This window comes from Streptomyces sp. NPDC043870 (assembly GCF_056435785.1).
In genome coordinates, this window is record NZ_JBWKDT010000040.1 from 1 (window position 1) to 23,493 (window position 23,493).

The 23,493-nt window shown below is 72.4% G+C and carries 21 protein-coding genes and 1 pseudogene; 9 read left to right on the plus strand and 13 right to left on the minus strand.

Annotated elements, in window-relative coordinates; translation table 11 throughout:
* Nucleotides 1-140: 140 nt before the first annotated feature.
* On the minus strand, nucleotides 141-731 hold the full coding sequence (locus AC0699_RS32395; protein WP_478667605.1) for a DNA-3-methyladenine glycosylase I: 591 nt from the start codon (nucleotides 729-731) through the stop codon (nucleotides 141-143).
* A gap of 164 nt (nucleotides 732-895) precedes the next feature.
* Nucleotides 896-1,261, minus strand: a pseudogene (locus AC0699_RS32400) (hypothetical protein); the annotation flags it as partial.
* Nucleotides 1,262-1,366: 105 nt separating this feature from the next.
* Here AC0699_RS32400 and folP point away from each other — a divergent pair.
* Nucleotides 1,367-2,239, plus strand: a complete 873-nt coding sequence (folP, locus tag AC0699_RS32405) for a dihydropteroate synthase (protein WP_478667722.1) — start codon at nucleotides 1,367-1,369, stop codon at nucleotides 2,237-2,239.
* 42 nt (nucleotides 2,240-2,281) lie between these two features.
* On the opposite strand, the gene AC0699_RS32410 is transcribed toward folP, so the two are convergent.
* Nucleotides 2,282-3,064 (minus strand): LOG family protein, encoded by a 783-nt coding sequence (locus tag AC0699_RS32410; protein WP_478667608.1) that lies wholly within the window; start codon nucleotides 3,062-3,064, stop codon nucleotides 2,282-2,284.
* 152 nt (nucleotides 3,065-3,216) lie between these two features.
* Entirely contained in the window at nucleotides 3,217-4,296 is a 1,080-nt protein-coding gene (gene dapE, locus AC0699_RS32415) for a succinyl-diaminopimelate desuccinylase (protein WP_478667611.1), read from the minus strand.
* Between the two features lie 172 nt (nucleotides 4,297-4,468).
* On the opposite strand from dapE, the gene AC0699_RS32420 reads away from it, so the two are divergent.
* The gene (locus AC0699_RS32420; protein ID WP_478667613.1) at nucleotides 4,469-5,407 is read left to right on the plus strand and encodes a VldE C-terminal domain-containing protein; all 939 of its coding nucleotides are present in this window, start codon (nucleotides 4,469-4,471) and stop codon (nucleotides 5,405-5,407) included.
* 349 nt (nucleotides 5,408-5,756) lie between these two features.
* Entirely contained in the window at nucleotides 5,757-6,209 is a 453-nt protein-coding gene (locus AC0699_RS32425) for an ATP-binding protein (protein WP_478667616.1), read from the plus strand.
* Nucleotides 6,210-6,367: 158 nt separating this feature from the next.
* On the opposite strand, the gene dapC is transcribed toward AC0699_RS32425, so the two are convergent.
* Together dapC and fdxA are read right to left on the minus strand one after the other, a co-directional pair.
* Nucleotides 6,368-7,486 (minus strand): succinyldiaminopimelate transaminase, encoded by a 1,119-nt coding sequence (gene dapC, locus AC0699_RS32430; RefSeq protein ID WP_478667619.1) that lies wholly within the window; start codon nucleotides 7,484-7,486, stop codon nucleotides 6,368-6,370.
* Nucleotides 7,487-7,577: 91 nt separating this feature from the next.
* Nucleotides 7,578-7,898, minus strand: a complete 321-nt coding sequence (fdxA, locus tag AC0699_RS32435) for a ferredoxin (RefSeq protein WP_003985062.1) — start codon at nucleotides 7,896-7,898, stop codon at nucleotides 7,578-7,580.
* Nucleotides 7,899-8,037: 139 nt separating this feature from the next.
* Between fdxA and AC0699_RS32440 the strand changes: the two genes are divergently transcribed.
* From AC0699_RS32440 to AC0699_RS32450, 3 genes are all read left to right on the plus strand, one after another.
* Nucleotides 8,038-9,120 (plus strand): GNAT family N-acetyltransferase, encoded by a 1,083-nt coding sequence (locus AC0699_RS32440; protein WP_478667622.1) that lies wholly within the window; start codon nucleotides 8,038-8,040, stop codon nucleotides 9,118-9,120.
* 17 nt (nucleotides 9,121-9,137) lie between these two features.
* Nucleotides 9,138-9,977: a transglutaminase family protein gene (locus AC0699_RS32445; protein ID WP_478667625.1), complete on the plus strand. Its 840-nt coding sequence runs from the start codon at nucleotides 9,138-9,140 to the stop codon at nucleotides 9,975-9,977.
* Between the two features lie 333 nt (nucleotides 9,978-10,310).
* The gene (locus tag AC0699_RS32450; protein ID WP_478667628.1) at nucleotides 10,311-11,090 is read left to right on the plus strand and encodes an SDR family NAD(P)-dependent oxidoreductase; all 780 of its coding nucleotides are present in this window, start codon (nucleotides 10,311-10,313) and stop codon (nucleotides 11,088-11,090) included.
* A gap of 80 nt (nucleotides 11,091-11,170) precedes the next feature.
* On the opposite strand, the gene AC0699_RS32455 is transcribed toward AC0699_RS32450, so the two are convergent.
* The 5 genes from AC0699_RS32455 to AC0699_RS32475 all read right to left on the minus strand — a co-directional run bounded on the left by AC0699_RS32455 (nucleotide 11,171) and on the right by AC0699_RS32475 (nucleotide 16,245).
* Complete coding sequence (locus AC0699_RS32455; RefSeq protein WP_478667630.1) at nucleotides 11,171-12,136, minus strand: NADP-dependent oxidoreductase; 966 nt, start codon at nucleotides 12,134-12,136, stop codon at nucleotides 11,171-11,173.
* Nucleotides 12,137-12,319: 183 nt separating this feature from the next.
* On the minus strand, nucleotides 12,320-14,470 hold the full coding sequence (locus AC0699_RS32460; protein WP_478667635.1) for a peptidoglycan binding domain-containing protein: 2,151 nt from the start codon (nucleotides 14,468-14,470) through the stop codon (nucleotides 12,320-12,322).
* Nucleotides 14,471-14,647: 177 nt separating this feature from the next.
* Complete coding sequence (locus AC0699_RS32465) at nucleotides 14,648-15,049, minus strand: DUF6113 family protein (RefSeq protein WP_469769037.1); 402 nt, start codon at nucleotides 15,047-15,049, stop codon at nucleotides 14,648-14,650.
* Nucleotides 15,049-15,966, minus strand: a complete 918-nt coding sequence (gene mshB / locus AC0699_RS32470; RefSeq protein ID WP_478667638.1) for an N-acetyl-1-D-myo-inositol-2-amino-2-deoxy-alpha-D-glucopyranoside deacetylase — start codon at nucleotides 15,964-15,966, stop codon at nucleotides 15,049-15,051. The genes AC0699_RS32465 and mshB overlap by 1 nt, the downstream gene beginning before the upstream one ends.
* A gap of 84 nt (nucleotides 15,967-16,050) precedes the next feature.
* On the minus strand, nucleotides 16,051-16,245 hold the full coding sequence (locus AC0699_RS32475) for a hypothetical protein (RefSeq protein ID WP_453664896.1): 195 nt from the start codon (nucleotides 16,243-16,245) through the stop codon (nucleotides 16,051-16,053).
* Between the two features lie 200 nt (nucleotides 16,246-16,445).
* Here AC0699_RS32475 and AC0699_RS32480 point away from each other — a divergent pair, with 200 nt between their 5' ends.
* Nucleotides 16,446-18,572 carry a S9 family peptidase gene (locus AC0699_RS32480; RefSeq protein ID WP_478667643.1) on the plus strand — a complete coding sequence of 709 codons (2,127 nt, stop codon included), beginning with the start codon at nucleotides 16,446-16,448 and terminating at the stop codon, nucleotides 18,570-18,572.
* 98 nt (nucleotides 18,573-18,670) lie between these two features.
* On the opposite strand, the gene AC0699_RS32485 is transcribed toward AC0699_RS32480, so the two are convergent.
* Both AC0699_RS32485 and AC0699_RS32490 read right to left on the minus strand, forming a co-directional pair.
* Nucleotides 18,671-19,684, minus strand: coding sequence for a hypothetical protein (locus AC0699_RS32485; protein ID WP_478667647.1), 1,014 nt, complete (start codon nucleotides 19,682-19,684; stop codon nucleotides 18,671-18,673).
* Between the two features lie 287 nt (nucleotides 19,685-19,971).
* A complete protein-coding gene (locus AC0699_RS32490; RefSeq protein WP_478667649.1) occupies nucleotides 19,972-20,715 on the minus strand; it encodes a siderophore-interacting protein in 744 nt (247 codons plus the stop codon).
* Nucleotides 20,716-20,794: 79 nt separating this feature from the next.
* On the opposite strand from AC0699_RS32490, the gene AC0699_RS32495 reads away from it, so the two are divergent.
* Together AC0699_RS32495 and AC0699_RS32500 are read left to right on the plus strand one after the other, a co-directional pair.
* Nucleotides 20,795-22,861: a penicillin acylase family protein gene (locus AC0699_RS32495; RefSeq protein ID WP_478667653.1), complete on the plus strand. Its 2,067-nt coding sequence runs from the start codon at nucleotides 20,795-20,797 to the stop codon at nucleotides 22,859-22,861.
* Nucleotides 22,851-23,486, plus strand: coding sequence for a GNAT family N-acetyltransferase (locus AC0699_RS32500; protein WP_478667655.1), 636 nt, complete (start codon nucleotides 22,851-22,853; stop codon nucleotides 23,484-23,486). Before AC0699_RS32495 ends, AC0699_RS32500 begins: the two co-directional genes overlap by 11 nt.
* Nucleotides 23,487-23,493: the final 7 nt, after the last annotated feature.

Genomic DNA, 23,493 nt, shown 5'->3' on the forward strand with positions numbered 1-23,493 from the left:
CCCCCCCCCCCCCCCCCCCCCCCCCCCCCCCCCCCCCCCCCCCCCCCCCCCCCCCCCCCCCCCCCCCCCCCCCCCCCCCCCCCCCCCCCCCCCACTTCGAGGAGCGGGCCCCTGGCAGCGCCGAGCCCCGATCGCACCCCTTACGCCGGGGTGGCCCGACGGGCGACGCAGTCCGCCAGGTGGTCGTCGACGAGACCGCACGCCTGCATCAGCGCGTATGCCGTCGTGGGGCCGATGAAGCGCAGTCCACGCTTCTTGAGGTCCTTGGAGAGGGCCTTGGACTCGTCCGTGACCGCCGGGACGTCCCCGATGGTGCGCGGCGCCGGGCGGGAGTCCGGGTCCAGCGCGTACGACCAGATCAGGGCGTCGAGCTCGCCGGCCGGCCAGTCCACGAGCACACGTGCGTTGGCCAGGGTCGCCTCGATCTTGGCGCGGTTGCGGATGATTCCGGGGTCGGCGAGGAGGCGCTCCTGGTCGGCGTCGGTGAAGGCGGCCACTGACGCGATCTTGAAGTCGGCGAAGGCCTGCCGGAAGCCCTCACGGCGGCGCAGGATCGTGATCCAGGACAGCCCGGACTGGAACGCCTCCAGCGCCAGCCGCTCGAACAGCGAGTCGTCCCCGTGGACCGGCCGGCCCCACTCCTCGTCGTGGTACGTGACGTACTCCTCGGTGGACAGGCCCCACGGGCAGCGCAGCCGCCCGTCAGGACCCGCAACGGCACCGCCGCTCATCGCTCCTGCTCCTCTCCGGGCCCGGGCTCACCGTCGAAGCCCTTGTCGAGGTCCGTGTCGAAGTCCTCGTCGAAGTCCTTGGCGCGGTCCTTGTCGAAGAACCCGGGCCGCTCCGGCCGCTCGAACCCGCCCGGCCGCTCGAACCCGCCCGGCCGCTCGAACCGGCCGGGCTGCTCGAACCGGCCGGGCTGCGGCTCGTCGAACAGCTCGGGCGGGCCGACCGCCGTCGCCTGCTGCCCGGCCAGGGCCGACTCCAGCTCGGCGATCCGCGCGTCCCGCTCCGCGAGCTCCGCGCCGAGCCGGCCGAGCACCTCGTCGACGTCCGCCATCCGGTAGCCCCGCGCCGCAACGGGCAGGCGCAGTGCCTCGACATCGGCGCGGCCCACCGGACGCGTCGCCGGCAGCGGGTCCACCAGCTGCTCGGGCGCCGCTTCCGGAAGGACCGCACTCTCACCGCCGCCGACCACCGCGAGGGTGACCGCGGCGACCACCACGACCATCGCGATCAGCAAGAACCAGAACACAGCGAGCCTCTCCCCGGGGCAGGAAACCGTCTGCTGCCGATCGTGCCATGCGCCACCGACAGTTAAGGTCGCAGGCGAACGATCGCGAGGAGGAAACGGCGGATGCAGGGTATGCACAGCGGGGCTCTGCGGCTGGGGCGGCGTGAATTCGACGCCCAGGAGCCGGTGATCATGGCGATCGTGAACCGGACCCCGGACTCCTTCTACGACCAGGGTGCGACGTTCCGCGACGAGCCCGCACTCGCCCGCGTCGAGCATGCGGTCTCCGAGGGCGCCGCCATCATCGACATCGGTGGCGTGAAGGCCGGTCCCGGGGAGGAGGTCACGGCCGAGGAGGAAGCTCGCCGTACGGTCGGTTTCGTCGCCGAGGTGCGCCGTCGCTTCCCGGGTGTGGTGATCAGCGTCGACACCTGGCGGCACGACGTGGGCGAGGCGGTCTGCGAGGCGGGCGCGGATCTGCTGAACGACGCGTGGGGCGGCGTGGACCCGAAGCTGGCCGAGGTGGCGGCCCGGTACGGGGTGGGCCTGGTGTGCACCCACGCGGGCGGCGCGGAGCCGCGGACCCGGCCGCACCGGATCGCGTACGACGACGTGATGGCGGACATTCTGCGGGTGACGACCGGACTGGCCGAACGGGCGGCGGCGCTCGGTGTGCGCCGGGACGCGATCCTCATCGACCCCGGTCATGACTTCGGGAAGAACACCCGGCACTCGCTGGAGGCGACCCGGCGGCTCGGCGAGATGGTGGAGACGGGGTGGCCGGTGCTGGTCTCGCTGTCGAACAAGGACTTCGTGGGCGAGACCCTCGACAGGCCGGTGAAGGAGCGGGTGATCGGCACACTCGCGACGACCGCGGTGTCGGCGTGGCTCGGCGCGCAGGTCTACCGCGTCCACGAGGTCGCGGAGACCCGGCAGGTGCTCGACATGGTGGCGTCGATCGCGGGCCACCGGCCCCCGGCGGTCGCCCGCCGGGGACTGGCCTGAGCCGCGGATCCCGAGGTCGGAACCAGGGCCTGATCCGAAGGGCTAGGCCTCGAAGCCCTCGTAGGGGACCTGGGCGGGCGGGCCGGTCTCCTTCGTGACCAGTGCGACCGCCTCTTCCACGTCGTCCGTGACGTGGAAGAGCAGCAGGTCACGTTCGGACGCCTTGCCATGGGCGACCACGGTGTCACGCAGCCACTCCACCAGGCCGCTCCAGTACGCCGAGCCGAAGAGCACGATGGGGAAGCGGGTCACCTTGCGGGTCTGGACGAGGGTGAGGGCCTCGAAGAGCTCGTCCAGCGTGCCGAAGCCTCCGGGCAGGACGACGAAGCCCTGCGCGTACTTCACGAACATCGTCTTGCGGACGAAGAAGTAGCGGAAGTTCACGCCGATGTCGACGTGCGGGTTGAGCCCCTGCTCGAAGGGCAGCTCGATACCGAGCCCGACGGAGATGCCCCTGGCCTCCCGGGCGCCCCGGTTCGCGGCCTCCATCGCGCCGGGCCCGCCACCGGTGATCACGGCGAAGCCGGCCTCGACGAGCGCCCTGCCGATTCGGACGCCCGCTTCGTACTCGGAGGTGCCGGGCGCGGTCCTCGCGGAGCCGAAGACGCTGATCGCACTGGGCAGTTCGGCGAGGGCGCCGAAGCCCTCCACGAACTCCGACTGGATGCGCATGACCCGCCAGGGATCGGTGTGCACCCACTCGGAGTCCCCCTCGGTGTCCAGCAGGCGCTGGTCCGTGGTGCCGGGCTGGATCTGATCTCTGCGGCGCAGCACCGGTCCCAGCCGCTGTTCCTCCGGCTGCCGTGCTTCGTCGGGGTTGCCCATGACCTGCTCCCTCCGCTGCGGTGCTCGTTCGAGGTCAGGGTAGGTCGACGGAGATGGACGGGAGCGAAATTCCGGTGGTCGGACAGTGCGGGCCGAACGGTCGCCCGCCGGTCGGGGCGGGATCGGACCGTGAGCGGCCGCCCAGGGCGAGGTCAGGCGGTGAGCCAGTCCCGGAGTCGGTTCTCGCAGTGCGTGATCTTGTCGATGGCCACGTGTTCGTCGCGCTTGTGGGCGAAGAGCGCGTCTCCGGGTCCGTAATTGACCGCCGGGACACCCAGCGCGCTGAACCGCGAGACGTCGGTCCAGCCGAACTTGGGCTGCGCGGTGCCGCCGACCGCCTCCATGAAGGCGGCGGCGGCCGGGTGGGAGAGCCCGGGCAGCGCCCCGCCCGTGTGGTCGTCGACGGTGAACTCGGCGACTCCGCAGTCCGCGAAGACCTCGCGTACGTGTGCCTCCGCCTCGGCCATGCTGCGGTCCGGGGCGTAGCGGTAGTTGATCACCACGGTGCACTCGTCGGGGATGACATTGGTGGCGACGCCGCCCTCGATCCCCACGGCGTTGAGGCCCTCGCGGTACTCGAGCCCGTCGATCACCGGGCGGCGCGGTTCGTACGCGGCGAGGCGGGCCAGGATCGGCCCGACGGCGTGAATGGCGTTGGAGCCCATCCAACTGCGCGCGGAGTGTGCGCGCTCCCCCGTCGTACGGAGATGGACCCGCAGCGTGCCCTGGCAGCCGCCCTCGACCTGGGCGTCGGACGGCTCCAGCAGCACGGCGAAGTCGCCTTCCAGCCAGTCGGGGTGGGCGTCGGCCACATGCCCCAGACCGTTGAGGTGTGCGGCGACCTCTTCGTTGTCGTAGAAGACGAAGGTGAGGTCGCGGTTGGGCGCCGGGACGGTCGCGGCGATCCGCAGCTGGACGGCGACGCCCGACTTCATGTCCGAGGTGCCGCAGCCCCAGAGGATGCCGTTCTCGTCCAGCTCGGAGGGGACGTTGTCGGCGATCGGCACGGTGTCGATGTGCCCGGCGAGGACGACCCGCTCGGCGCGGCCCAGGTGCGTACGGGCGACGACGTTGTTGCCGTGCCGGTCGACGGTGAGGTGAGGGAGGGCGCGCAGCGCCTGCTCGATCGCGTCGGCGAGGGCCTTCTCGCCGCCGCTGACCGACGGGAAGTCGACGAGGCGTGCGGTGAGCTCCGGGGCGTCCAGGGTGAGGTCAAGCGCGGTTTCGGGCATGGCTCCGACCCTAGCGCCCCGTACGCCGGGCCTCCGGCCGGCCGGTCGCGGGAGCCGCCCGGTCCGGCGGCCGGTCGCGGGCCCCGGCCGGTCCCGGTCCGTCGTCCCGGCCGGGCCGGCCCGGCGCACAGGGCCGGGGAGGGCCGGCACCGGCCTCCAGTACGGTGGGCCCGTGACCGAGACCGCCTCCCCCGTCCGGCGCGGCCGCCTCTTCCGTATCGCGGCCGCGTTCGCCGTGCTGCTGGCGCTGGTCGCGTACGTGGCCGTGCAGTACGTGAGCGGGGGCGGCGGCGCGCCGCGGTGCGTGGTGCGCTCCGCCGACAGCCCCGGCTCCGGTGCCGGTACCTCGTACGAGCTCAGCCCGGAGATGGCCGCCAACGCCGCCACGATCTCGGCGGTGGGCACGACCCGGGGGATGCCGGAGCGTGCGGTCACCATCGCGCTGGCGACGGCCCTGCAGGAGTCCGCGCTGCGCAACATCAACCATGGCGACCGGGACTCGCTCGGCCTCTTCCAGCAGCGCCCCTCCCAGGGCTGGGGCAGTGCCGAGCAGATCCGCGACCCCGTCTTCGCCGCCGGCAAGTTCTACGACCACCTCGCCGAGGTGCCCGGCTACTCGCGGCTGCCCCTGACGGTGGCGGCACAGCGCGTCCAGCGCAGCGGTTTCCCCCAGGCCTACGCGAAGCACGAGCCGGACGCCTCGCTGCTCTCCGCCGCGCTCACCGGCCGCGCCTCCGCCTCCCTGACCTGCACGGCGCGAGTCTCCGCGGGGCCCGGCGACCCGGCGAAGCTCCGCTCGGAACTCGTGCGCTCCTTCGGCCCCGGGGTCCTTCCCGCGGCCGGCGGCACGGGGCGCGCGGGCGCGCCCCGCCCGGCCGAGCTCGCGGTGCCGGTGAACGCGACAGCGGCCACGGACACGGGCGGCGCGGACCGCCGCGGCTGGGAGCTGGCCCACTGGGCGGTGGCCAGGGCCGCGGAGCTCCGGATCGCCGAGGTCTCGTTCGGCGGCAAGGTCTGGAGCATGGACGAGGCCGACGAGGGCTGGCGCGCGGCGGATTCGGGCGCCGGGGCACCCGACGCCGGGGCGGTCCGGATCCGCGTCGCGCCGTAGCGGCCCTCGCTCCGCATTCCGCATTCCACATTCCACATCGCGCAACCGTCCGAGGTGCCACTCTCCCGAGTTACTCAGTGCGCGTCCCGGCGATGTTTTTCCGGCCTGTTCGGAGCCATTCGAAGCCGTTCATCAATTCCCCTGCGCCACAAGGGAAGTGACGGTTCAGCAGACTGTCCGCACCCGCATTGTTCGCCCATTTTTGTCCGCAGCCGATAATGCGATGCATTACGAACTCTTTACCTTGGCTCACCGCAACCTTCCCGGGCCCACGAGCGGTTGTCAGTGCGTCCGATCGCCGGACAGTCACCACAGCACGACCCCAACGTTCTCTCGTCGAAGGAGCACCATGTCCCTCCCCCTGACCCGCCGGATCGCCCGTGCCGCGCTGCTCGTCGCAGCCGGCGCAGCTCCCGTGGTCGGTGCGGCCGGCTCCGCAAGCGCCGCCGAGCTTGCGCCCGCCCAGGACCTGGGCGGCCTGACCCAGCTGGACGGCGACGCAGTCGGCACCGCCACGGACGGTGCCACGCGCCAGGCGGCCGGCCTGGCGAACGAGGCCGGCGGCAAGGTGGTCGGCACGACCCTCCCGGCCGCCTCCAGCACGCTCGGCGACGCCGCCGAGTCGGGTGTCCCCGCCGCTCAGAAGACGGCCGGCGGGGCCGCAGGCACCCTGGGCGAGACCGCGGCCACCGCGACCACGCAGGGTGCGCCCGCGGTCGAGTCGCTGACCGGGGGCGGCGTCCCGGACGCGGCCAGCGCGCTGCCCGTCGGCGAGCTGCCCGCGAAGGGCCTGGTCGGCTGATTCACGCGCACCGTAAGCGGACGCGCACCACACACGGAAGGGCCCTCGGGAGCACGAACTCCCGGGGGCCCTCCCGTATGCCCGGCACGCCGGCACGCCCGACGAGGAGTGGCGAGGCCCGGATGCCTGAGAGGCCGTACGCGGCCTGGCGCGCGACCTCAGCCGAGGCGCTTGACCGCCGCCTCGACCCGCTCGTCGGTCGCCGTGAAGGCGACGCGTACGAATCGCTCCCCCGCCTCCCCGTAGAAGTCCCCGGGCGCGACCAGGATGCCCAGCTCCGCCAGGTGCGCGACGGTGTCCCAGCAGGGCTCGTCGCGGGTCGCCCACAGGTAGAGGCTCGCCTCGCTGTGCTCGATCCGGAAGCCGTGCTTCAGCAGCGCCTCGCGCAGCACCCCGCGCCGCGCCGCGTACCGGTCCCGCTGCTCCGCGACATGCGTGTCGTCGCCGAGCGCCGCAACCGTCGCCGCCTGCACCGGCGCGGGCGTCATCATTCCGCCGTGCTTGCGGACCTGCAGCAGCTCTCCCAGCACGGCTGCGTCGCCCGCGACGAAGGCCGCGCGGTAGCCCGCCAGGTTCGAGCGCTTGGACAGCGAGTGGACGGAGACGATGCCTTCGTACGTACCGCCGCAGACATCCGGATGCAGTACGGAGACGGGCTCGGCCTCCCAGCCCAGCTCCAGGTAGCACTCGTCGCTGAAGACCAGCACACCGTGCTCGCGCGCCCACGCCACGATCCGGATCAGCTCGTCCTTCGACAGGACCCGGCCGGTCGGGTTGGACGGCGAGTTCAGCCACAGCAGCTTCAGTCCGTCGGGGTCGAGTCCTGTCCCCGCGGCGTCGGCCGCAAGTGTCTCGACGTCGTACACGACCGGGGTGGCGCCGCAGAGTCGCGCGCCGACCTCGTACGTCGGGTAGGCGAGGCGCGGGTACGCGACCTTGTCGCCGGCGCCCAGACCGAGCTGGGTCGGCAGCCAGGCCACCAACTCCTTGGAGCCCACCACGGGCAGCACATTGGTGTGTCCGAAGGACACGGCCCCGAGCCGTCGCTCGCACCAGCCGACCAGCGCGTCGCGCAGCGCGGCCGTCCCCCACACCGTCGGATAGCCGGGCGAGTCCGCGGCGGCGACGAGAGCCCGCTGGATCAGCGCGGGGACCGGGTCGACGGGCGTGCCGACGGAGAGGTCGACGATGCCGTCCGGGTGGGCCGCGGCGGTCGCTTTGTACGGCTCCAGCTTGTCCCAGGGAAAGACGGGGAGACGGGACGATACGGCGGACACGGTGCTCACTTTCTCGTACGTACGGCGCGGGGCGGCGCAAATGCCTCGGTCCCGTACGGCGGACGTACCGTACGGGACCGAGGTCGCGCGATCAGCCGTTCTGCGGCGGAAGCGCGGCGATGAACGGATGGTCGCGCTCGATCAGGCCCAGCTTGGAGGCGCCACCGGGCGAACCGAGCTCGTCGAAGAACTCGACGTTCGCCTTGTAGTAGTCCTTCCACTCCTCGGGAGTGTCGTCCTCGTAGAAGATCGCCTCGACCGGGCAGACCGGCTCACAAGCACCACAGTCGACGCATTCGTCCGGGTGGATGTACAAGGACCTTGAGCCCTCGTAGATGCAGTCGACGGGGCACTCCTCGATGCACGCCTTGTCCTTGACGTCGACACAAGGCTGCGCGATGACGTAGGTCACGCTGTCGTTCCTCCTCCGTAGGGCGCGGCGTCCGATCTCCGGCTCGCCGCGGGGCTGCGCGGGAGCGCGGCGTCGTCGATGCCCGCCCCTAGTATCTCCGTTCCTGGGGATGATCCGAACAGGAGGGGAGGACTGAGCTGTGGAATTCACCGCCGGGGGACGTCTGGAGGTCCGCATCACCCCCGCTGACGTGGGCAAACGTGTTTCGGTCCGGCGGCTCGCCGAAGAGGGATCCGGGTCGGAGAAGTTCACCGACACGGTTGGTGTTCTCACATCCTGGGACCACGGCGTGCTGCTGATCACACGCAGGACCGGCGAGACCGTCCGTATCCCGGAATCGTCGCTGGTCGCAGGCAAGACCGTGCCGTCCGCGCCGGCGCGTCGGCGGGGTCCCGCGGCGTCCTTCGAGGAGCTGGCGAGGGTGTCCGCGCGGGCGTGGCAGCCGGTGGAGAGCGAGCCGCTCGGGGAGTGGCAGCTGCGGGCGGCATTCCAGGAGGTGCCACGCGATGGGGGTGCCCCCGGACAGAGTCTGGGGGAGCGTCCTGGAGGGGTGGTCGGGCGACGGGTGGGCTTCACGCGGCGTGCGAACTCGGTGCTGGCGCTCGGCGACCCGGGCATGCCGCTGGACGACGCGCTGGCACGGATCGTCGCCTGGTACACGGAGCGTGGACTTCCGCCCTACATCCAGACCGCGACCGGCGCGGAGGGCACGCAGGAGCGGCTCTGCGCGGAGCTGGAGAGCCGCGGCTGGGAGCGCGAGGTGACGGCGGAGCTGCGCGTCGGTGGGCTCGCGCCGGTCGGCGACATGGACGTGGACGTGTCGCGGGTGCGGCTCGCGCAGTCCGTCGACGAGGCATGGCTCCGGCGCTACCAGCGGTTCGCTGTGCCGGGCCCACATGTGCTGAAGGTACTGGGCAGCGGCCCGTCTGTGTGGTTCGCGACCGTGCCGGGCGAATCCGAGGTCCCTGCGGCGATCGGCCGTTGTGTGGTCGACGGACGCTGGGCAGGCTTCATGGCGGTGGAGGTGGACCCCGCCCGGCGGAGGCAGGGCCTGGCGACGGCCGTGATGGCGGCGCTCGCCCGCCGCGCCCTGGACGAAGGTGCGTCGGCAGCCTGGCTGCAGGTCGAGTCGGACAACGGCGGGGCCCGGGCGCTGTACGAGGGGATGGGTTTCGCGGTTCATCACCTCTACCACCATTTCCGATACTCCCGATCTTCCTGAACGGGTACGAGACGCATATGCACCCGCCACACCCCGAGGCAACGCGCTGGCGGCGCCGGTTCGCCGAGGAGGCCCGCGCCGACCGGCCCGACCTTGCGACGCTGTGCCTGCTGGTGGGCACGGAGGCGGATCCGTCGCTGGACGAGGCGGCTCTGGACGCCGCCCAGATGGAGCTGGACCGGCTGGCGGGAATGCTGCCGTACGGCATCGCAGGTCCCGAGTCCTGGGCGGCAGCCCTGGCCGCCCTCCTCGGCGAGCGCTGTGGCTTCCACGGCACGCCCGGCTGCTACCAGCGCCTGGAGTCCTCCCTGCTCCACGAGGTCCTGCGGCGCCGTCGCGGCCTGCCGATCCTCCTCTCGGTCGTCTGGCTGGAGGTCGCCCGCCGCGCCGGCGCGCCCGTGTACGGCGTCGCCCTCCCCGGCCACTTCGTCGTCGGCTTCGGCGATCCGGCGAACCCCGTGCTCGCGGACCCCTTCGCGGGCGGCCGCCTGCTGACCGGAGCGGACGCGGAGCTCCTCGTCGTGGGTGCGACGGGCGCGCCGCTCGACCCGTCGATGCTGATCCCGGCGAGCCCGCTGCAGATCGTCCTGCGCATCCTCAACAACATCCGCGCCTGGTCGGCCGCGCGCCCGGAACGTACGGATGTCGCGCTGTGGGCCGTCGACCTCTCCCTGCTGCTCCCCTCCCACCCGGCCCGTCTCCGCTTCGAACGAGCTCAACTCCTCGTCCAGTGCGGGGAATTCCTCGCGGGAGCGGCGGAGATGGACGCGTACGCGGACATCGTCTCGGCGGTGGAGCCGGCGACGGCGGCGTCGATCAGGCGCCGGGCGCACGCGGCGCGGTCGATGCTGAACTGAGGCGGGAGGCTCTGCGCCCGGGCCCAGCACGAGAGACACCTCCACTCGTACGAGCTGTGCCGGTCCTGCCGCGATCGTCACACGTCGGCCCCGCTGCCCCGCTGCCCCGCTGCCCCGCTGCCCCGCTGCCCCGCTGCCCCGCTGCCCCGCTGCCCCGCTGCCCCGGCCACGATGCGGGCGGTGTGAGCAGCGGGGACCACGGGCGATGCGGTCCGTTGCCTCAAGCCTCTGCCGCACATGGCCGATCACGTTCGTGAAGAGGTGGGAAAGCGGCGCCGAGCCGGTCCGGTTCGCCGCCGGGGCCAGGTGTTCACGAACGAAGGGAGAGACACCGTGGATCTCGGACTGGAAGGCCGCGTGGCCCTGGTCACCGGCGCGAGCAGGGGAATCGGGCTCGCGATCGTGAAGGCCCTGGCAGCCGAGGGGGCCCGGGTGGTGGCCGCCGCGCGCAGGTCCTCCGACGAGCTCGACGCGCTGATCCAGAGCGGGCCGGTGCGCCTGGTGCGAGTGGATCTGGCCGACGGCGACGCTGCCGCGCAGCTGGTCGACGCGGCCGGGGACCAGGTGGACATTCTCGTGAACAACGTGGGTTCGGCCCCCGCGCGGCCCGGCGGGTTCCTCGGCACCACGGACGAGGAGTGGGAGGCGACGATGAACCTCAACCTGTTCGTCGCGGTGCGCGTCACGCGGAGGGTCCTGCCGCTGATGCTCGCCAAGGGTCGCGGCTCGATCGTCAACATCGGCTCGGTCAACGCCGTGTTCCCCGACCCGGGCGTGATCGACTACTGCGCCGCCAAGGCCGCGCTGGCGAACTTCTCCAAGGCCGTTTCGAAGGCGGTGGGCGGCCAGGGGATCCGGGTGAACACGGTCAGCCCGGGCCCCGTCGAGACCGACCTGTGGCTGGGCGCCGACGGCGTTGCGGCCACCGTGTCCCAGGCGACCGGGATGGCGCCGGAGGACGTGACCGCACGGGCCGCGGGCCTCGCGGTCACCGGCCGGTTCTCGAAGCCGGCCGAGGTCGCGGACGCGGTGCTGTTGCTGGCGAGCGACCGGGCGGGCAACATCACCGGCTCCGACATCACCGTCGACGGCGGCTTCGTGACCACCTGGTAGTAGGCGGGGCCCGGCACCGGGTCGGGTCCCGGGACCGGTGGGCGGGGGTCCTGACCACTTGGTGGGCGGGTTGGTGGCCGTCAGGAGGTGCCCCCATGGTCGACACGCAGGACGACCTTGCCGCGCGGATGCTCCGTCACGAGCGCCTCGTAGGCCGCTCGTGTCTCGGTGAGCGGCACCACACGGTCCACCACCGGCCTGAGCTTCCCCTCGTCGATCAGTTCGTTGATGGCCACCAGGCCGGGCCGGTCGGGTACGACGATGAAGAACAGGCCTCGTACTCCATGAGCGGCGGCCTTCTCCTGGTCCGGCGGCTGGACGATGCTGACCAGGATTCCGCCCGGGCGCAACGTCGCCCAGGACCGGTCCAGGACTTCTCCACCGACCAGGTCGAACACCACGTCGACGTCCCGCACCAGGTCCTCGAAACGCTCGGCCTCGTAGTCGATGACCCGCTCCGCGCCGAGCCCGGTGACGAAGTCCTTGTCACGCGCCGAGGAGGTGGCGGTCACCCGCCCGCCCAGGGCCACGGCGATCTGCACGCCCAAGGTGCCGACGCCTCCGGCGCCCCCGTGGATCAGGACGTGCTGTCCCGGTTGCAGCGCGGCATGGTCCACCAGCGCCTGCCACACGGTGAGGGCGGCGAGCGGGAGTGCCGCCGTGTGTTCGTGGTCCAGCGCGGCCGGCTTGGAGGCGAGCATGTCCGCGGGAACGGTGACGTACTCGGCGGCCGCGCCGTCGCGGGTGAACGGGATCAGCCCGTAGACGTCGTCGCCGACCGCGAGGTCGGTCACTCCACTGCCGAGCGCGGCCACCACGCCCGAGAACTCGTGCGCGGGGACGGTGGGCGTGCGGTCGCGCCCCGTGGCGTCGAGGCTGTCGGTCCAGGTGGCGTCCCAGGCGAGTTCGCCTGCCGTGACGGAGGCGGCGCGGACCGCGACGAGCACTTCGCCCGCCGCCGCTTCGGGCCGCGGCGCCGACTCGTACGCGAATCGTTCCGGGCCGCCTCGCTCATGGGCCCGTACTGCGTGCATCGTGGTGGCCATGAGGTGATCGTTGCCATGAAGCGGCCGGTCTCAGTCAGTCGGCCGCCCTCAGTCACTCCTTGGGCAGAACCCGTGAGCACTCCTTGGGCAGAACTCCCGGGAGCACTTCCTTGGGCAGAACCCCCGGGAGCCCCGGTCCGTCATCGCGGACAGGGGCTCCCGGGGTTCCGGGGCGGATGCGTGTCAGCCCTGCGGGTTCAGCTCGATCGTCTGCGTACGGTCGGCCGGGGTCTTGCCGAGGAGCGCCTTCTGCATCGCGAAGGCGACGTCGTCCGCGGACAGCTGATGCTTGTTGCCGTCACCCTTGGTGATCATGATGCCGTCGAAGACGCCGTCCAGGAGCTCGTTGATGGCCTTCTTGTCGTAGACCTCGACCAGCCGCCCGTCGACCGCCTTCATCGAGAGGATCTTCGGCAGGGACCTGGAAGGTCCGAACTGGATCTCCTTGCCACCCGCCTTGATGGTGATCAGGCCGGACATGGCGGGCTCGGCGAACTCCTTCATCGCCCGGTCCAGTTCGGTCTGGGTGATGGTCGGCTCGCGGGTGGCGACCGGCAGCTCCACGGTGTTGATACGGCCGGTCTCGACCTGGGCGCGGTACGCGTCCCGCACCGAGATCATCGACTGCCGGACGTCCAGCGCCTTGCCCGACTTGCCCGGTACGGGGACGGCCTTGCCCGGCTCGAACCTGATCGTGCCCTCGGTGGCCGAGCCCGACGCGCCCGCCAGGTCGGCCAGGGCGACGCCCAGCTTCTCCTCGTCGACCGGGATGACCGGCTGGGCCTCGCGCTCGCCGCCGAAGAGGGTGGCGATCACCGAGACCGGGTTGTAGTCGCTGCCCGCGGCGGCGCGGACGGTCGCCTGGCTGTCGAGGCTGAGGCCCGCCTTGTCCGGGGCGAGCTGCTCCTTCTGGCCGCCGATGGTGAGCTGCAGCGGCGACGTGGCGCGCTTGCCGAGGGCGGCTTCGAGCTTGGCGACCGCCTGGTCCCTGGTGCCGCCGCCGATGTCGACGCCGAGGACCGTGGTGCCCTTGGGTACGTCGGAGTGGTTGAGCAGCAGCCCGGCGCCGTACGCGACACCGAGCAGGCCGAATACACCCGCTCCGGCGAGCACGAGCTTGGAGCGGCCCTTCTTCGCCGGCCGGGACGAGGACGACGAGGAGGACGGCGACGAGGCCGCGGGGGCGGGCGGGGTCGCCGACGGTCCCGGCGCGGTGCGCGCCGATGCGGCCGGCCCGGGGAAGTCCGGCGCCGAGAAGTCCGGCGCGGACGGGCCGCCGGGGCCGCCCGAAGGCCACGGCGAGTTCGTGGCGTCGGGACCTGCGGGCGGGAACGGCGAGCGGTGCTGCTGCGGCGGGACCACCGGGATGCCGCTGGTCAGCGTGTCCCCGGAGACGTTGCCGCCGGGTCCGGGGGAGCCGGGAGGGACGACCGGACCGGCCGGGCCGGCCGGGCCGGTCCCGGGGGCGGGCTGCTGCGGGGTGAGTACGGCGGTGTCGTCGCTCATCCGGGGAGCACCGCCGTGCCCCGGTGCGCCGCCGCCCGGCGCGAACGGCGAGGTGCCGGTGGCCGGCCCCGCCGTGGGACCCGCGGGACCCGCAGGGCCGGCGGGTGCGGAACCCGGCGGACGCACCCCGAGCTGAGGCGTGGCACGGCCGTGCGCGTCCGTGTCCGCCGCGATGTCGTCGAGCCCGCTCCTGGGGCGGGACCCGGCGCGGTTCGGGGCATCCGAGAAGTACGGGACGCCGGGCGCGGGCGTCTGCCCGTTCGGAGCGCCGGACGGACCGGGGATCCGATGCGCACCCGTGTCGTCACCCGAGGCCGGACCGGCACCTGTGCCCGGACCCGGTCCCGGGGCGGCAGCCGGAGGAGGCGTCTGAGCCGGCGTCTTGCGGGGAGCGAACCAGTCGCTGGTCTTCTCCTCGGCGGGCTTCTCCACCGCCTCGGCCTCACCCGTGCCACGCCCGGCGTCCGTGGCGGCGGCACCCTGCGCGGGCGCGGGCGGCCGCGGCGTGCTGCCCGTGCGCTCGGCGGCGCCGTCGCGCTGTGCCACGACGCCCTTCTTGTCCACGTCGCTCATCGGCGTACGCATGACGACCGGCGGGATCGGCCGCGAACCCGGAATATTGATCCGGATGCGGGTCGTCAGCGTCGTCTCGGTCCTGGGCTCGTCCGGCTGCGGCGCGGACGCCGGCTCGGCTCCCTCCTCCGGAGCGTCCTGCGTGGGATGCAGCGACGGATACTGGCGGGAGCCGTACGGCGGTGTCCCCGAAGGGTACGCGGCTCCGCCACGCCCCTGGGGGCCGGAGGACGAACTGTCAGTTTCACGGCTCAAAGCAGGTTCTCCCGGTTGGCTCCGCCGCCCGTTCTTACTTTGTTCTCACTGCTGCGGGCGGCTCGGCGGCGCGCACCACCATACTGGCCGCCGCCGGAACGTATCCGGCGACTGCGCGAAGCGACGTTCCGCGGCCGCCGCAACGAGCGTGGGCAATTCGGCCTCAGATGGGACACGTCACTTGCCAAGTCGGCCGGAACTCCCGCCCGGTTGCGGCAACCGCGACATGGTGGCACACATCACAGCGATCACCATTCCGCCCAGCAGAAAGACGATCTCGCCGAGCCCGCCCGCGAAGACACCGTCTCCCTCCGGCCGTCCGGCGCTGAGCAGGAGCACGGCGACGAGCCAGCCCGCGGCCGGTGCCAGCACTCCGAGCTGGGTGCCGGTGGCCCGCAGGCCACCGTAGAAAAGGCCTGCCGCACCGAGCAGCGCCAGCACCAACCCGGCCGGGAACCAGGCGGCTTGGACGAGCGATCCCGCGGCCCCGACAGGGACGCCGAGGACGGCGAGGCCGATGTACGCGGCGATGCGTCCCGGCTTGGGGGGCCTGGCCGGCCAGGCTCCGGGCTGACTCATCACGCGGCCTCCTGCGTCGTCGTGCCGGTCGGGCCAGTCGTGCCGGCGAACAGATCGTGCTCGCGCTCGCCCTCCGGTGCGCCCGAGTGGCCGCGCACCAACTGGTAGTACTCGGTGGTGAACAGCGGCTGGCCGAGATCGTTGGAAAGCGCGAAGAAAGGTCCGTCCACGGCGATTTGGGTGGCGTGCGCACGCATTGCGGCGGCCTTGTGCGCGAGGTAGGCGGAGCCGTCGATCTCGGCAGTGATCTCCGAGTCGTCCACCACGCCGGGAATGTCCTCGATATCCGCGATGCCGGGGAAGTCGGCGCCCACCGCACGCAGCCGGGCGAAACCCTCCTCGGCGACCGAGCGAGGCACCCGGTTCCAGTAGATCTTGGCGATGGCGTGCGGGGCGCCGAGGTCGCGCCGGAAGGCGGGCTCCGCGGCGAGATCGGCCGCCCGCATGGCGACGCGGTGCGCCTGGATGTGGTCGGGGTGGCCATAGCCCCCGTGCGGGTCGTACGTCACGAGTACCTGCGGCCGTACGGCACGGATCACCTCGACGAGATACGGGGCGGCGTCGTCCACGTCGGTGTTCCAGAACGCGCCGGGGCGGCGGTTCTGGGGGAGGCCCATCATCCCGGAGTCACGGAAGCGCCCGGGGCCGCCGAGGAACCGGTGGTCGCTGACGCCCAGCTCCTTCATCGCGGCGGCCAGTTCACCGATCCGGTGCGCGCCGAGGCTGTCCTCCCTGTCGGCGGTCAGATGCGCGAGCTCGGGCGGGATGACCTCGCCCTCCTCGCCGAGGGTGCAGGTCACCAGGGTGACCTTGGCGCCCTCTGCGGCGTACCGGGCCATCGTGGCGCCATTGTTGATCGACTCGTCGTCGGGGTGCGCATGCACCAAGAGCAGACGACGGGCTGGGAGATCCGTCATGTCCCCAGCCTACGAGGCCCGGACCCGGGGGGTGTCTTGTGGATCGAGTGGACCGAGTCCGGCGAGATCCACAAGACACCGCCTCTAGAACTTGATGCCGCCGATCATGCCCGCCACATTCGTGGTCAGCTCCGTGATGGTGGGCGCGAGGGAGGAGCTGGACAGGTAGAACCCGAGGAGCATGCAAACCGCCGCATGTCCGGCTTTCAGCCCGGATTTCCTGACCAGCAGGAAGACGACGATCGCCAGCAGCACCACCGCCGAAATCGAGAGTGCCACGGCGGTTCACCTCCACAAATATTCGGTCCGGACCGGGCAGCGTGCATGTGCCAGGAGGTTCATACCCACCTAGCGCTACGGATCATAACTATCCGTACCACCGCATCGATCGGTGCACGGCAGCACATGGGGGCGCACACCCTCCGCCGAGTCCGTCGGACGCGGGCGAAACGGCGGCGCCAACGGCTAGGTTCGGTCGCATGACCATGAGGCAGCAGCTCTCCTTCCCCCGCCAGTACGCCAGGACGCAGCGCTTCACCCTCGGCGCACCGCGCGCGTTCACGGTGTCCCCGGACGGCTCCCGGGTGGTGTTCCTGCGGTCCCCTTCGGGGACGGAACGGGCGCACCGGCTCTGGGTGCTGGACCTCGAGGGGGACGTACGTGAGCGGGTGGCCGCCGATCCGGACGCCCTGCTGGGCGGGGCGGCCGAGGAGTTGTCCGCCGAGGAGCGGGCGCGGCGGGAGCGCAGCCGTGAGGCGTCGGGGGGCATCGTCGGGTATGCCGTGGACCGGGAGGCGGAGTTGGCGGCGTTCGCCCTGTCCGGGCGGCTCTTCACCGCGGAGCTGCGGGCCGGGACGGCACGTGAACTGCCGGCCGCCGGGCCGGTGATCGATCCGCGGCCGTCGCCCGACGGGCGGTTCGTCGCCTATGCGGCCGCGGGCGCGCTGCGGGTGATCGGCGCGGAGGGCGAGGGGGACCGCGCGCTGGCCGAGCCGGAGGACGAGCGCACGGCATACGGGGTGGCGGAGTTCGTCGCGGCCGAGGAGATGGGTCGCTCGCGCGGCTTCTGGTGGGCTCCGGAGTCCGACCGGCTGCTGGTCGCGCGGGTGGACGAGTCGCCCGTACGACGTTGGTGGATCGCGGATCCGGCGCATCCGGACCGGGAGCCGGCGGCGATGACGTATCCGGTGGCCGGGACGGCGAACGCGGACGTACGGCTCTTCCTCATGGGGCTCGACGGCTCACGCACCGAGGTCGGGTGGGACCGGGCGCGGTATCCCTATCTGGCCCGGGTGCACTGGTCGCCGGCCGGGGCTCCGCTGCTGCTCGTCCAGTCCCGGGACCAGCGGACGGCGCTGCATCTGGCGGTGGACACGGAGACCGGTACGACGCGCACGGTGCATGTGGACGAGGACCCGGCGTGGATCGAGCTGCTGGCCGGGGTGCCCGCGTGGGCGCCGGACGGGAGGCTGGTGCGGGTCGCGGACGAGGGCGGGGCGCGGGTGCTGGCCGTCGGCGACCGGCCGCTGACCGGGCCGCAGTTGCATGTCCGGGCGGTGCTGGACATCGGTGAGTCGGATGTCCTGGTGGCGGCCTCGGCGGGTGAGGACGCCACGGACCCGGAGATCGGCGAGATCCATGTGTACCGGGTCAACGAGCTGGGGATCGAGCGGCTCTCCGAGGGCGCGGGGCTGCATTCCGCCGTGCGCTCGGGGCCGGTGACGGTGCTCGCCTCCGCGCGGCCCGAGGTGAGCACCTCGACGGTTCAGGTGCTCCGGGACGGGAAGCCGGTGGCCGCGATCACCTCGTACACGGAGGAACCCGTCCTTTCCCCCCGTGTGCAACTTGTCGAGGGGGGCGCACGGCGAATCCCATGCGCCGTCCTGCTTCCGTCCGACCATCAGGAGTCGGACGGTCCGCTTCCCGTCCTGCTGGACCCGTACGCCGGACCGCACGGACAGCGTGTGGTCGCCGCGCGCAATCCGCATCTCACCTCGCAGTGGTTCGCCGACCAGGGCTTCGCGGTGGTCGTCGCGGACGGGCGCGGCTCCCCCGGCCGTTCTCCCGGCTGGGAGAAGGGGATCAAGGACAATCTGCTGCTGACGCTCGACGACCAGGTCGACGCGCTGCACGCACTGGCGGACCGCTTCCCGCTGGACCTCGGCCGGGTGGCCATCCGCGGCTGGTCGTACGGCGGCTATCTCGCCGCGCTCGCGGTGCTGCGCCGGCCCGATGTGTTCCACGCGGCGGTCTCCGGCGCGCCGGTCACCGACTGGCGGCTGTACGACACCCACTACACCGAGCGCTATCTCGGCAGCCCCGAGGAGCAGCCCGAGGTCTACGCGGCGAACTCCCTCGTCACTGAGGCGGGGCTGACCGATCCGGCCGAGCCGGTACGGCCGCTGATGATCCTCCATGGCCTGGCGGACGACAACGTGGTGGTGGCACACAGCCTCCGGCTCTCATCGGCACTGCTCGCGGCCGGACGCCCCCATGAAGTACTGCCGCTCACGGGCGTCACGCATATGACACCTCAGGAGCAGATCGCGGAGAACATGCTTCTGCTCCAGGTGGAGTTCCTGAGGCGCTCCCTGGGAATGGACTAGGTCGTGTCTGCGGCTCGGCCCGGCAAGATCCGGAGGACAGTCCCTGGAGCCCGTCCGGGGCGGGGCCGTTCACCGGCGGCGGGTCGCCGGTCCCGGGTTCACCAGCCCGGTGGCGGGGACGAGGGCGGGGGCGGGCCGAACCCGTCACCCTGCGGATATCCGTAACCGGCGGGCTGCTGCCCCTGTGGCAGCGGCCCGCCGGCCGCATCGCTCACGCCCCTGCGCGCCAGGACCAGCAGCAGCGCCACACCCGCCACCAGCTCGAAAGTCCAGCTGCCGACGGCGAGTTGGTCACGGACGGGCAGATCGCCGAAGCCGCCGATCAGCTCGAAGCGGATCGCGAGGGCGAGACCTGTGGCACCGCTCGCGGTGACGAGCCCCGCGGCGGCCAGTCCCAGCGGCCGCGAGTAGACGGCGTGGAAGAGCGCGCCGCCCGCCGCGGCCAGACAGATCAGCACGACCGCCGCGTTGAGCCAGCCCGGTGGCGGGCCGAGCAGCGGCAGCATGAGGTTCGCGCTGCCGGTGAAGCGGCCGGTGTAGGAACTCGCGGGGATCTGCGAGGTCCAGTACACCTCCCAGGCCGCGCGGATCCCCGCGACGGCGGCGAGCAGCAGGAATGCGGTGACCGAGACGCCCTGGGAGGGGCGGATCGGGGCCATGTCGTACGGCGACTCGGCGGGCCGGCGCCCCGCCGCGGCCGTGATGAGCAGCCCGACGGCGACAGCGAGGGCCACGAAGACGGAGACGAGTGCACGGCTGCGGAGCTCGCCGGTGGCCCTCAGGTCCATCCAGACCGCGCTGAGCAGCCAGAGCCCCGGCAGCCGTACGGCGAGCGTGACGACTCCGGCGGCGACGAGCGCGGCGGCCGCCACCCGGGAGCGCAGGGCCGCGACGCCCACGACGACGTATCCGACGAGCAGCACCGGATCCTGGAGGGTGGTCGTGAGCCGCCGCGCCGAGACCACGGTGCGGCCGTCACCGGCCCAGAACCACCAGAGGTCGAGCGGCTCTTCCGCCGCACGGAGGTCGCGGACGATCCAGGCGGCGGCCAGTGCCGCGAGGACGGCGCACAGCGCCGCTCCGGTGATCCTTGCTCCCCGTGTGAAAGCCACACAAGGGATACTCCATCGCTCCCCTCACGGGAACAAGGGACCGATCACCTCTTGGGACCGGCGATACGCGCCTCGGGCCGACCAGGAGCCGGCCAGAAGCCGACGGAAGCGACAGGCGTCGACCGGGATGTGACGCGAACGCGACGGGATGCGACCGGCCGGAGCGGCATCGCGCGTTCCGGCCGGTCTACGGCACCCGCACGGCCGTACGCAGTTCAGGGTGGCTCGTTCGTATATCGGTGCTGCTTCGGCCAAGTTGCCTCGGTGTTAACGAAATTGATGCGCACTTAGCGGGATTTGACGGGCTCCGGACGCCAGTAACCCAGTGCGCTCACCCGCTCCTTGGGGAGGGCGAGCTCCTTGCGTACATACGTGGTGAGGGTCCGGGTCGTCGCCGTGTCGCAGGCGATCCAGACGAACGCACCGGCCGGGTCCTCACCGAGCAGACCGGGCAGCGCGGCCCGCACCTCCTCGACCAGCCGGCCGCCGCCGTCCTGCCGCGGCACGCGCCGCAGCTCGTGGCGCGCGGCGTCGGTCCGCACGGGCAGATCGGCGTCCGAGGCGTGCGGGGTCTCGAACCAGATGGTGGCCGGCACCTGCGGCATCGCGTCCAGCAGGGAATTGATCGCGGGCAGCGAGGCCGGGTCGCCGATGACGAACAGCCGCGACGGCAGCGGCTCGGGCACGGCGAAGCCCGTGCCCTGGACCGTCGCCTCGATGGTGTCGCCGGGCTGGGCCTTGCGGGCCCAGTCGCTGGCGCAGCCGTCGTGCAGGGCGAACTCCAGGCTGAAGGTCCCGGCGGCGGGGTCGGGATCGACGAGGGTGTAGGCGCGCTGATGGGGCTTGCCCGCGTTGTCGAACCAGAGCCGCACCCACATGGTGGGGTGCACTCCGGTGGCGCCGAGCATGCCCCCGTCGGTGAGACGCAGCCGGCGGAACTGCTCGGTGACCTGCTCCGCCCCGGTCACCGTGAACGAGAAGTCCTTGCCCCGCATCAGCTTGAGGACCACGCCCTCCCAGCCATGCCCCACCGCTGTCTCCTCCCCAAGCGCCCAGTAAGGTTAGGCCAGCCTAACCTAAAGGCTGATCAAGCAGGAGAGTGGGGACAGCGTGACGACCGAGGTCTACCGGGATGCCTGGGGCATCCCGCATCTGCGTGCCTCCAGCGCCCTGGAACTGGCCTTCGCTCAGGGACGGAACGCCGCCGTGGACCGGGGCTGGCAGATCGAGGTCGAGCGGCACCGGGTGCAGGGCACGACGGCCGCGTTCCTGGGCGCGGAGGCCGTCGTCTGGGACCGGTTCGCCCGTCGGTCCCGGCTGGCCGACACGGCCCGGCGCTGCTTCGCGAACCTGGACGCGGACACGGCGGCGTGGGTGCGTGCGTACGTGGACGGCGTCAACGCCGGCCTTCCGGAGGGCGCGGGGGCGGCTCCCGAGTTCGCGTCGACCGGCCTCGTGCCCGGTCGGTGGGAGCCGTGGGTCCCGCTGGGGATCTGGATCTCGACGCACATCCTGTTCGCCGGGTTCCCCACCAAGCTGTGGCGCGAGGAGGTGGCACGACGGCTGGGCGACGAGGCGATCACCCTCTTCGCCACGGACGGGCCGGGGACCTCGGGCAGCAACGGCTGGCTGGTCACCGGCGACCGTACGGCCACGGGCGCGCCCCTCATCGCGGGCGACCCGCACCGCTTCATCGAGGATCCCGGCATCTACCAGCAGATCCACCTGGTCTGCCCGGACTTCGACGTCCTCGGCCTCGCCGTCCCCGGCGTACCGGGCCTCGCCCACTTCGGCCACACCGGCGACGTCGCCTGGGCGATCACCAACGCCATGTCCGACTACCAGGACCTGTACCGCGAGCGGCTGCGGCGCACGGCGACCGCGGTCGAGGCCCTCGGCCCGGACGGCTGGCACCCGGCCACCCACCACCGCGAGACGATCGAGGTGGCGGGCGGCGAGCCGGTCGAGGTCGAGATCATCGAGACCGAGCGCGGCCCCGTGATCATCGGCGGCGGTGACGGCGGGGCGGAGGCGATCAGCCTGCGCTACCCGCCGCGCGTGACCGGCGACCTCGGCTTCGAGGCGCTCCCCGCGCTGCTCAGGGCGCGCAGCACCGAGGATGTGGACCGGGCGCTCGACGCATGGACCGAGCCGGTCAATGTGGTCCATGCCGCGGACACCGCCGGCGGGCTGCTGCACCGGGTCGCCGGGCGCGTACCCGTGCGGCACGAGGACAACCGGCTGCGGGTCGTGCCCGCATGGGAGCACGGGCACGACTGGCAGGGGTGGCACGAGACGCCCCGCGCCGAGGTCGAGGACATCGCCGTCATGGCCAACGCGCGGGGCCTCGCCACGGCCCTCGGCGTCGAATTCGCGCCGCCGCACCGGGCCGACCGGATCGCCCACCTGCTGCGCGAGTCGAAGAGCTGGACGGCGCCCGGCATGGCGGCCGTCCACACCGACACCCATCTGGCCTCCGCGCGCCCGCTGCTGGAGCTGGTCGCCGGGCTTCCCGGGCTCTCTCCCGAAGCCTCGCGACTGCGGGAGCGGCTGCTGGGCTGGGACCGGCGGATGGCGGCCGACAGCACCGATGCCGCCCTGTACGCGGCGGTGCGGTCCGCGGTCGTCGTGCGACTGGCGGCCCACCCGGAACTCGCCGCGCTCGCGGAACCGTTCGGGTACCCCGAGGTGTTCGTGCCCTGGCTGTATCTGCCGGTGAAGATCGCGTACGCCCTGGAGACGCTGCTGACCACCGGCCTGCTGCCCGGCATCGACCGCGCCGGGGTCGTACGCGCGGCCCTCGACGAGGTCGCCGCGGCCGGCGAACCGAGCGCCACCTGGGGCGAGCTGCACCGGCTCGCGCCCTGGCAGGCGCTGCCCGGCACGGACGAGCAGTGGCCGGGTCTGCCCGGCGACCACGACTGTGTGCTGGCCACGTCGAGCGTTCCCGGCGTCACCGATCTCAGCGCCCGCGGACCGGCCGCCCGTTACGTATGGGACCTCGCCCGGCGCGAGGACAGCCTCTGGGTGGTGCCGCTGGGCGCTCGCGGCATCCCCGGCGACGCCCACCACCGCGACCAGCTGCCGCTGTGGCTGCGCGGCGAATTCGTCCCCGTCGTCACCGACTTCGACCAGCTCACGCTCGAGCACCGTACCGAGGAGAGTCATGACCACTGAGCCCGTCGTCCGGCCTGGGACTCCGGCCGAGGACCCGGCCGGGACCCTGCACGAGGAGACCGTCGAGGGCATCGGGACGGTACGGGTCCTCGCCCTGGACCCGCGGCGCGACGCCGACGTCATCCACTCCTGGGTCACCGAGGAGCGGGCCCGCTTCTGGGGCATGGGCGAGGCGAGCCGCGCCGAGGTCCTGGAGATCTACGAGCACCTGGACTCCCTCACCACGCACCACGCCTTCCTCATCCACGTCGGGGACCGGCCGGCGGTGCTCTTCCAGACGTACGAGCCGGAGGCCGACCGCGTCAGCGAGTGCTACGACGTCGAGCCCGGCGACATCGGCGTCCACCTGATGATCGGTCCCCCGCACGGCGCGCCGCGGCCCGGCTTCACCTCCGCGTTGCTGTCCGTCATCATCACCTACGTGCTGTCGGACCCGAAGGTGAGCAGGATCGTCGCCGAGCCGGACATCCGCAACGAGAAGGCGGTCGAGCGGCTGGCCCGTACGGGGTTCGAGATCGGGCCGGAGATCGTTCTGCCGGAGATCGACCTCCCGGATGTGTTCCTGCCGGAGAAGAGGGCGCAGCTGGCGTTCCTCCACCGGGAGACGGCCGAGGCGCGGGGGTAGGGCGTGT

Coding starts and splice junctions, on each gene's coding strand:
- AC0699_RS32395 (WP_478667605.1), bottom strand. CDS start 731: ATGAGCGGCGGTGCCGTTGCGGGTCCTGACGGGCGGCTGCGCTGCCCG.
- AC0699_RS32445 (WP_478667625.1), top strand. CDS start 9,138: ATGCACCCGCCACACCCCGAGGCAACGCGCTGGCGGCGCCGGTTCGCC.
- AC0699_RS32425 (WP_478667616.1), top strand. CDS start 5,757: ATGTCCCTCCCCCTGACCCGCCGGATCGCCCGTGCCGCGCTGCTCGTC.
- mshB (WP_478667638.1), bottom strand. CDS start 15,966: ATGACGGATCTCCCAGCCCGTCGTCTGCTCTTGGTGCATGCGCACCCC.
- AC0699_RS32465 (WP_469769037.1), bottom strand. CDS start 15,049: ATGAGTCAGCCCGGAGCCTGGCCGGCCAGGCCCCCCAAGCCGGGACGC.
- AC0699_RS32410 (WP_478667608.1), bottom strand. CDS start 3,064: ATGGGCAACCCCGACGAAGCACGGCAGCCGGAGGAACAGCGGCTGGGA.
- AC0699_RS32480 (WP_478667643.1), top strand. CDS start 16,446: ATGACCATGAGGCAGCAGCTCTCCTTCCCCCGCCAGTACGCCAGGACG.
- folP (WP_478667722.1), top strand. CDS start 1,367: ATGCACAGCGGGGCTCTGCGGCTGGGGCGGCGTGAATTCGACGCCCAG.
- AC0699_RS32455 (WP_478667630.1), bottom strand. CDS start 12,136: ATGGCCACCACGATGCACGCAGTACGGGCCCATGAGCGAGGCGGCCCG.
- AC0699_RS32500 (WP_478667655.1), top strand. CDS start 22,851: ATGACCACTGAGCCCGTCGTCCGGCCTGGGACTCCGGCCGAGGACCCG.
- dapE (WP_478667611.1), bottom strand. CDS start 4,296: ATGCCCGAAACCGCGCTTGACCTCACCCTGGACGCCCCGGAGCTCACC.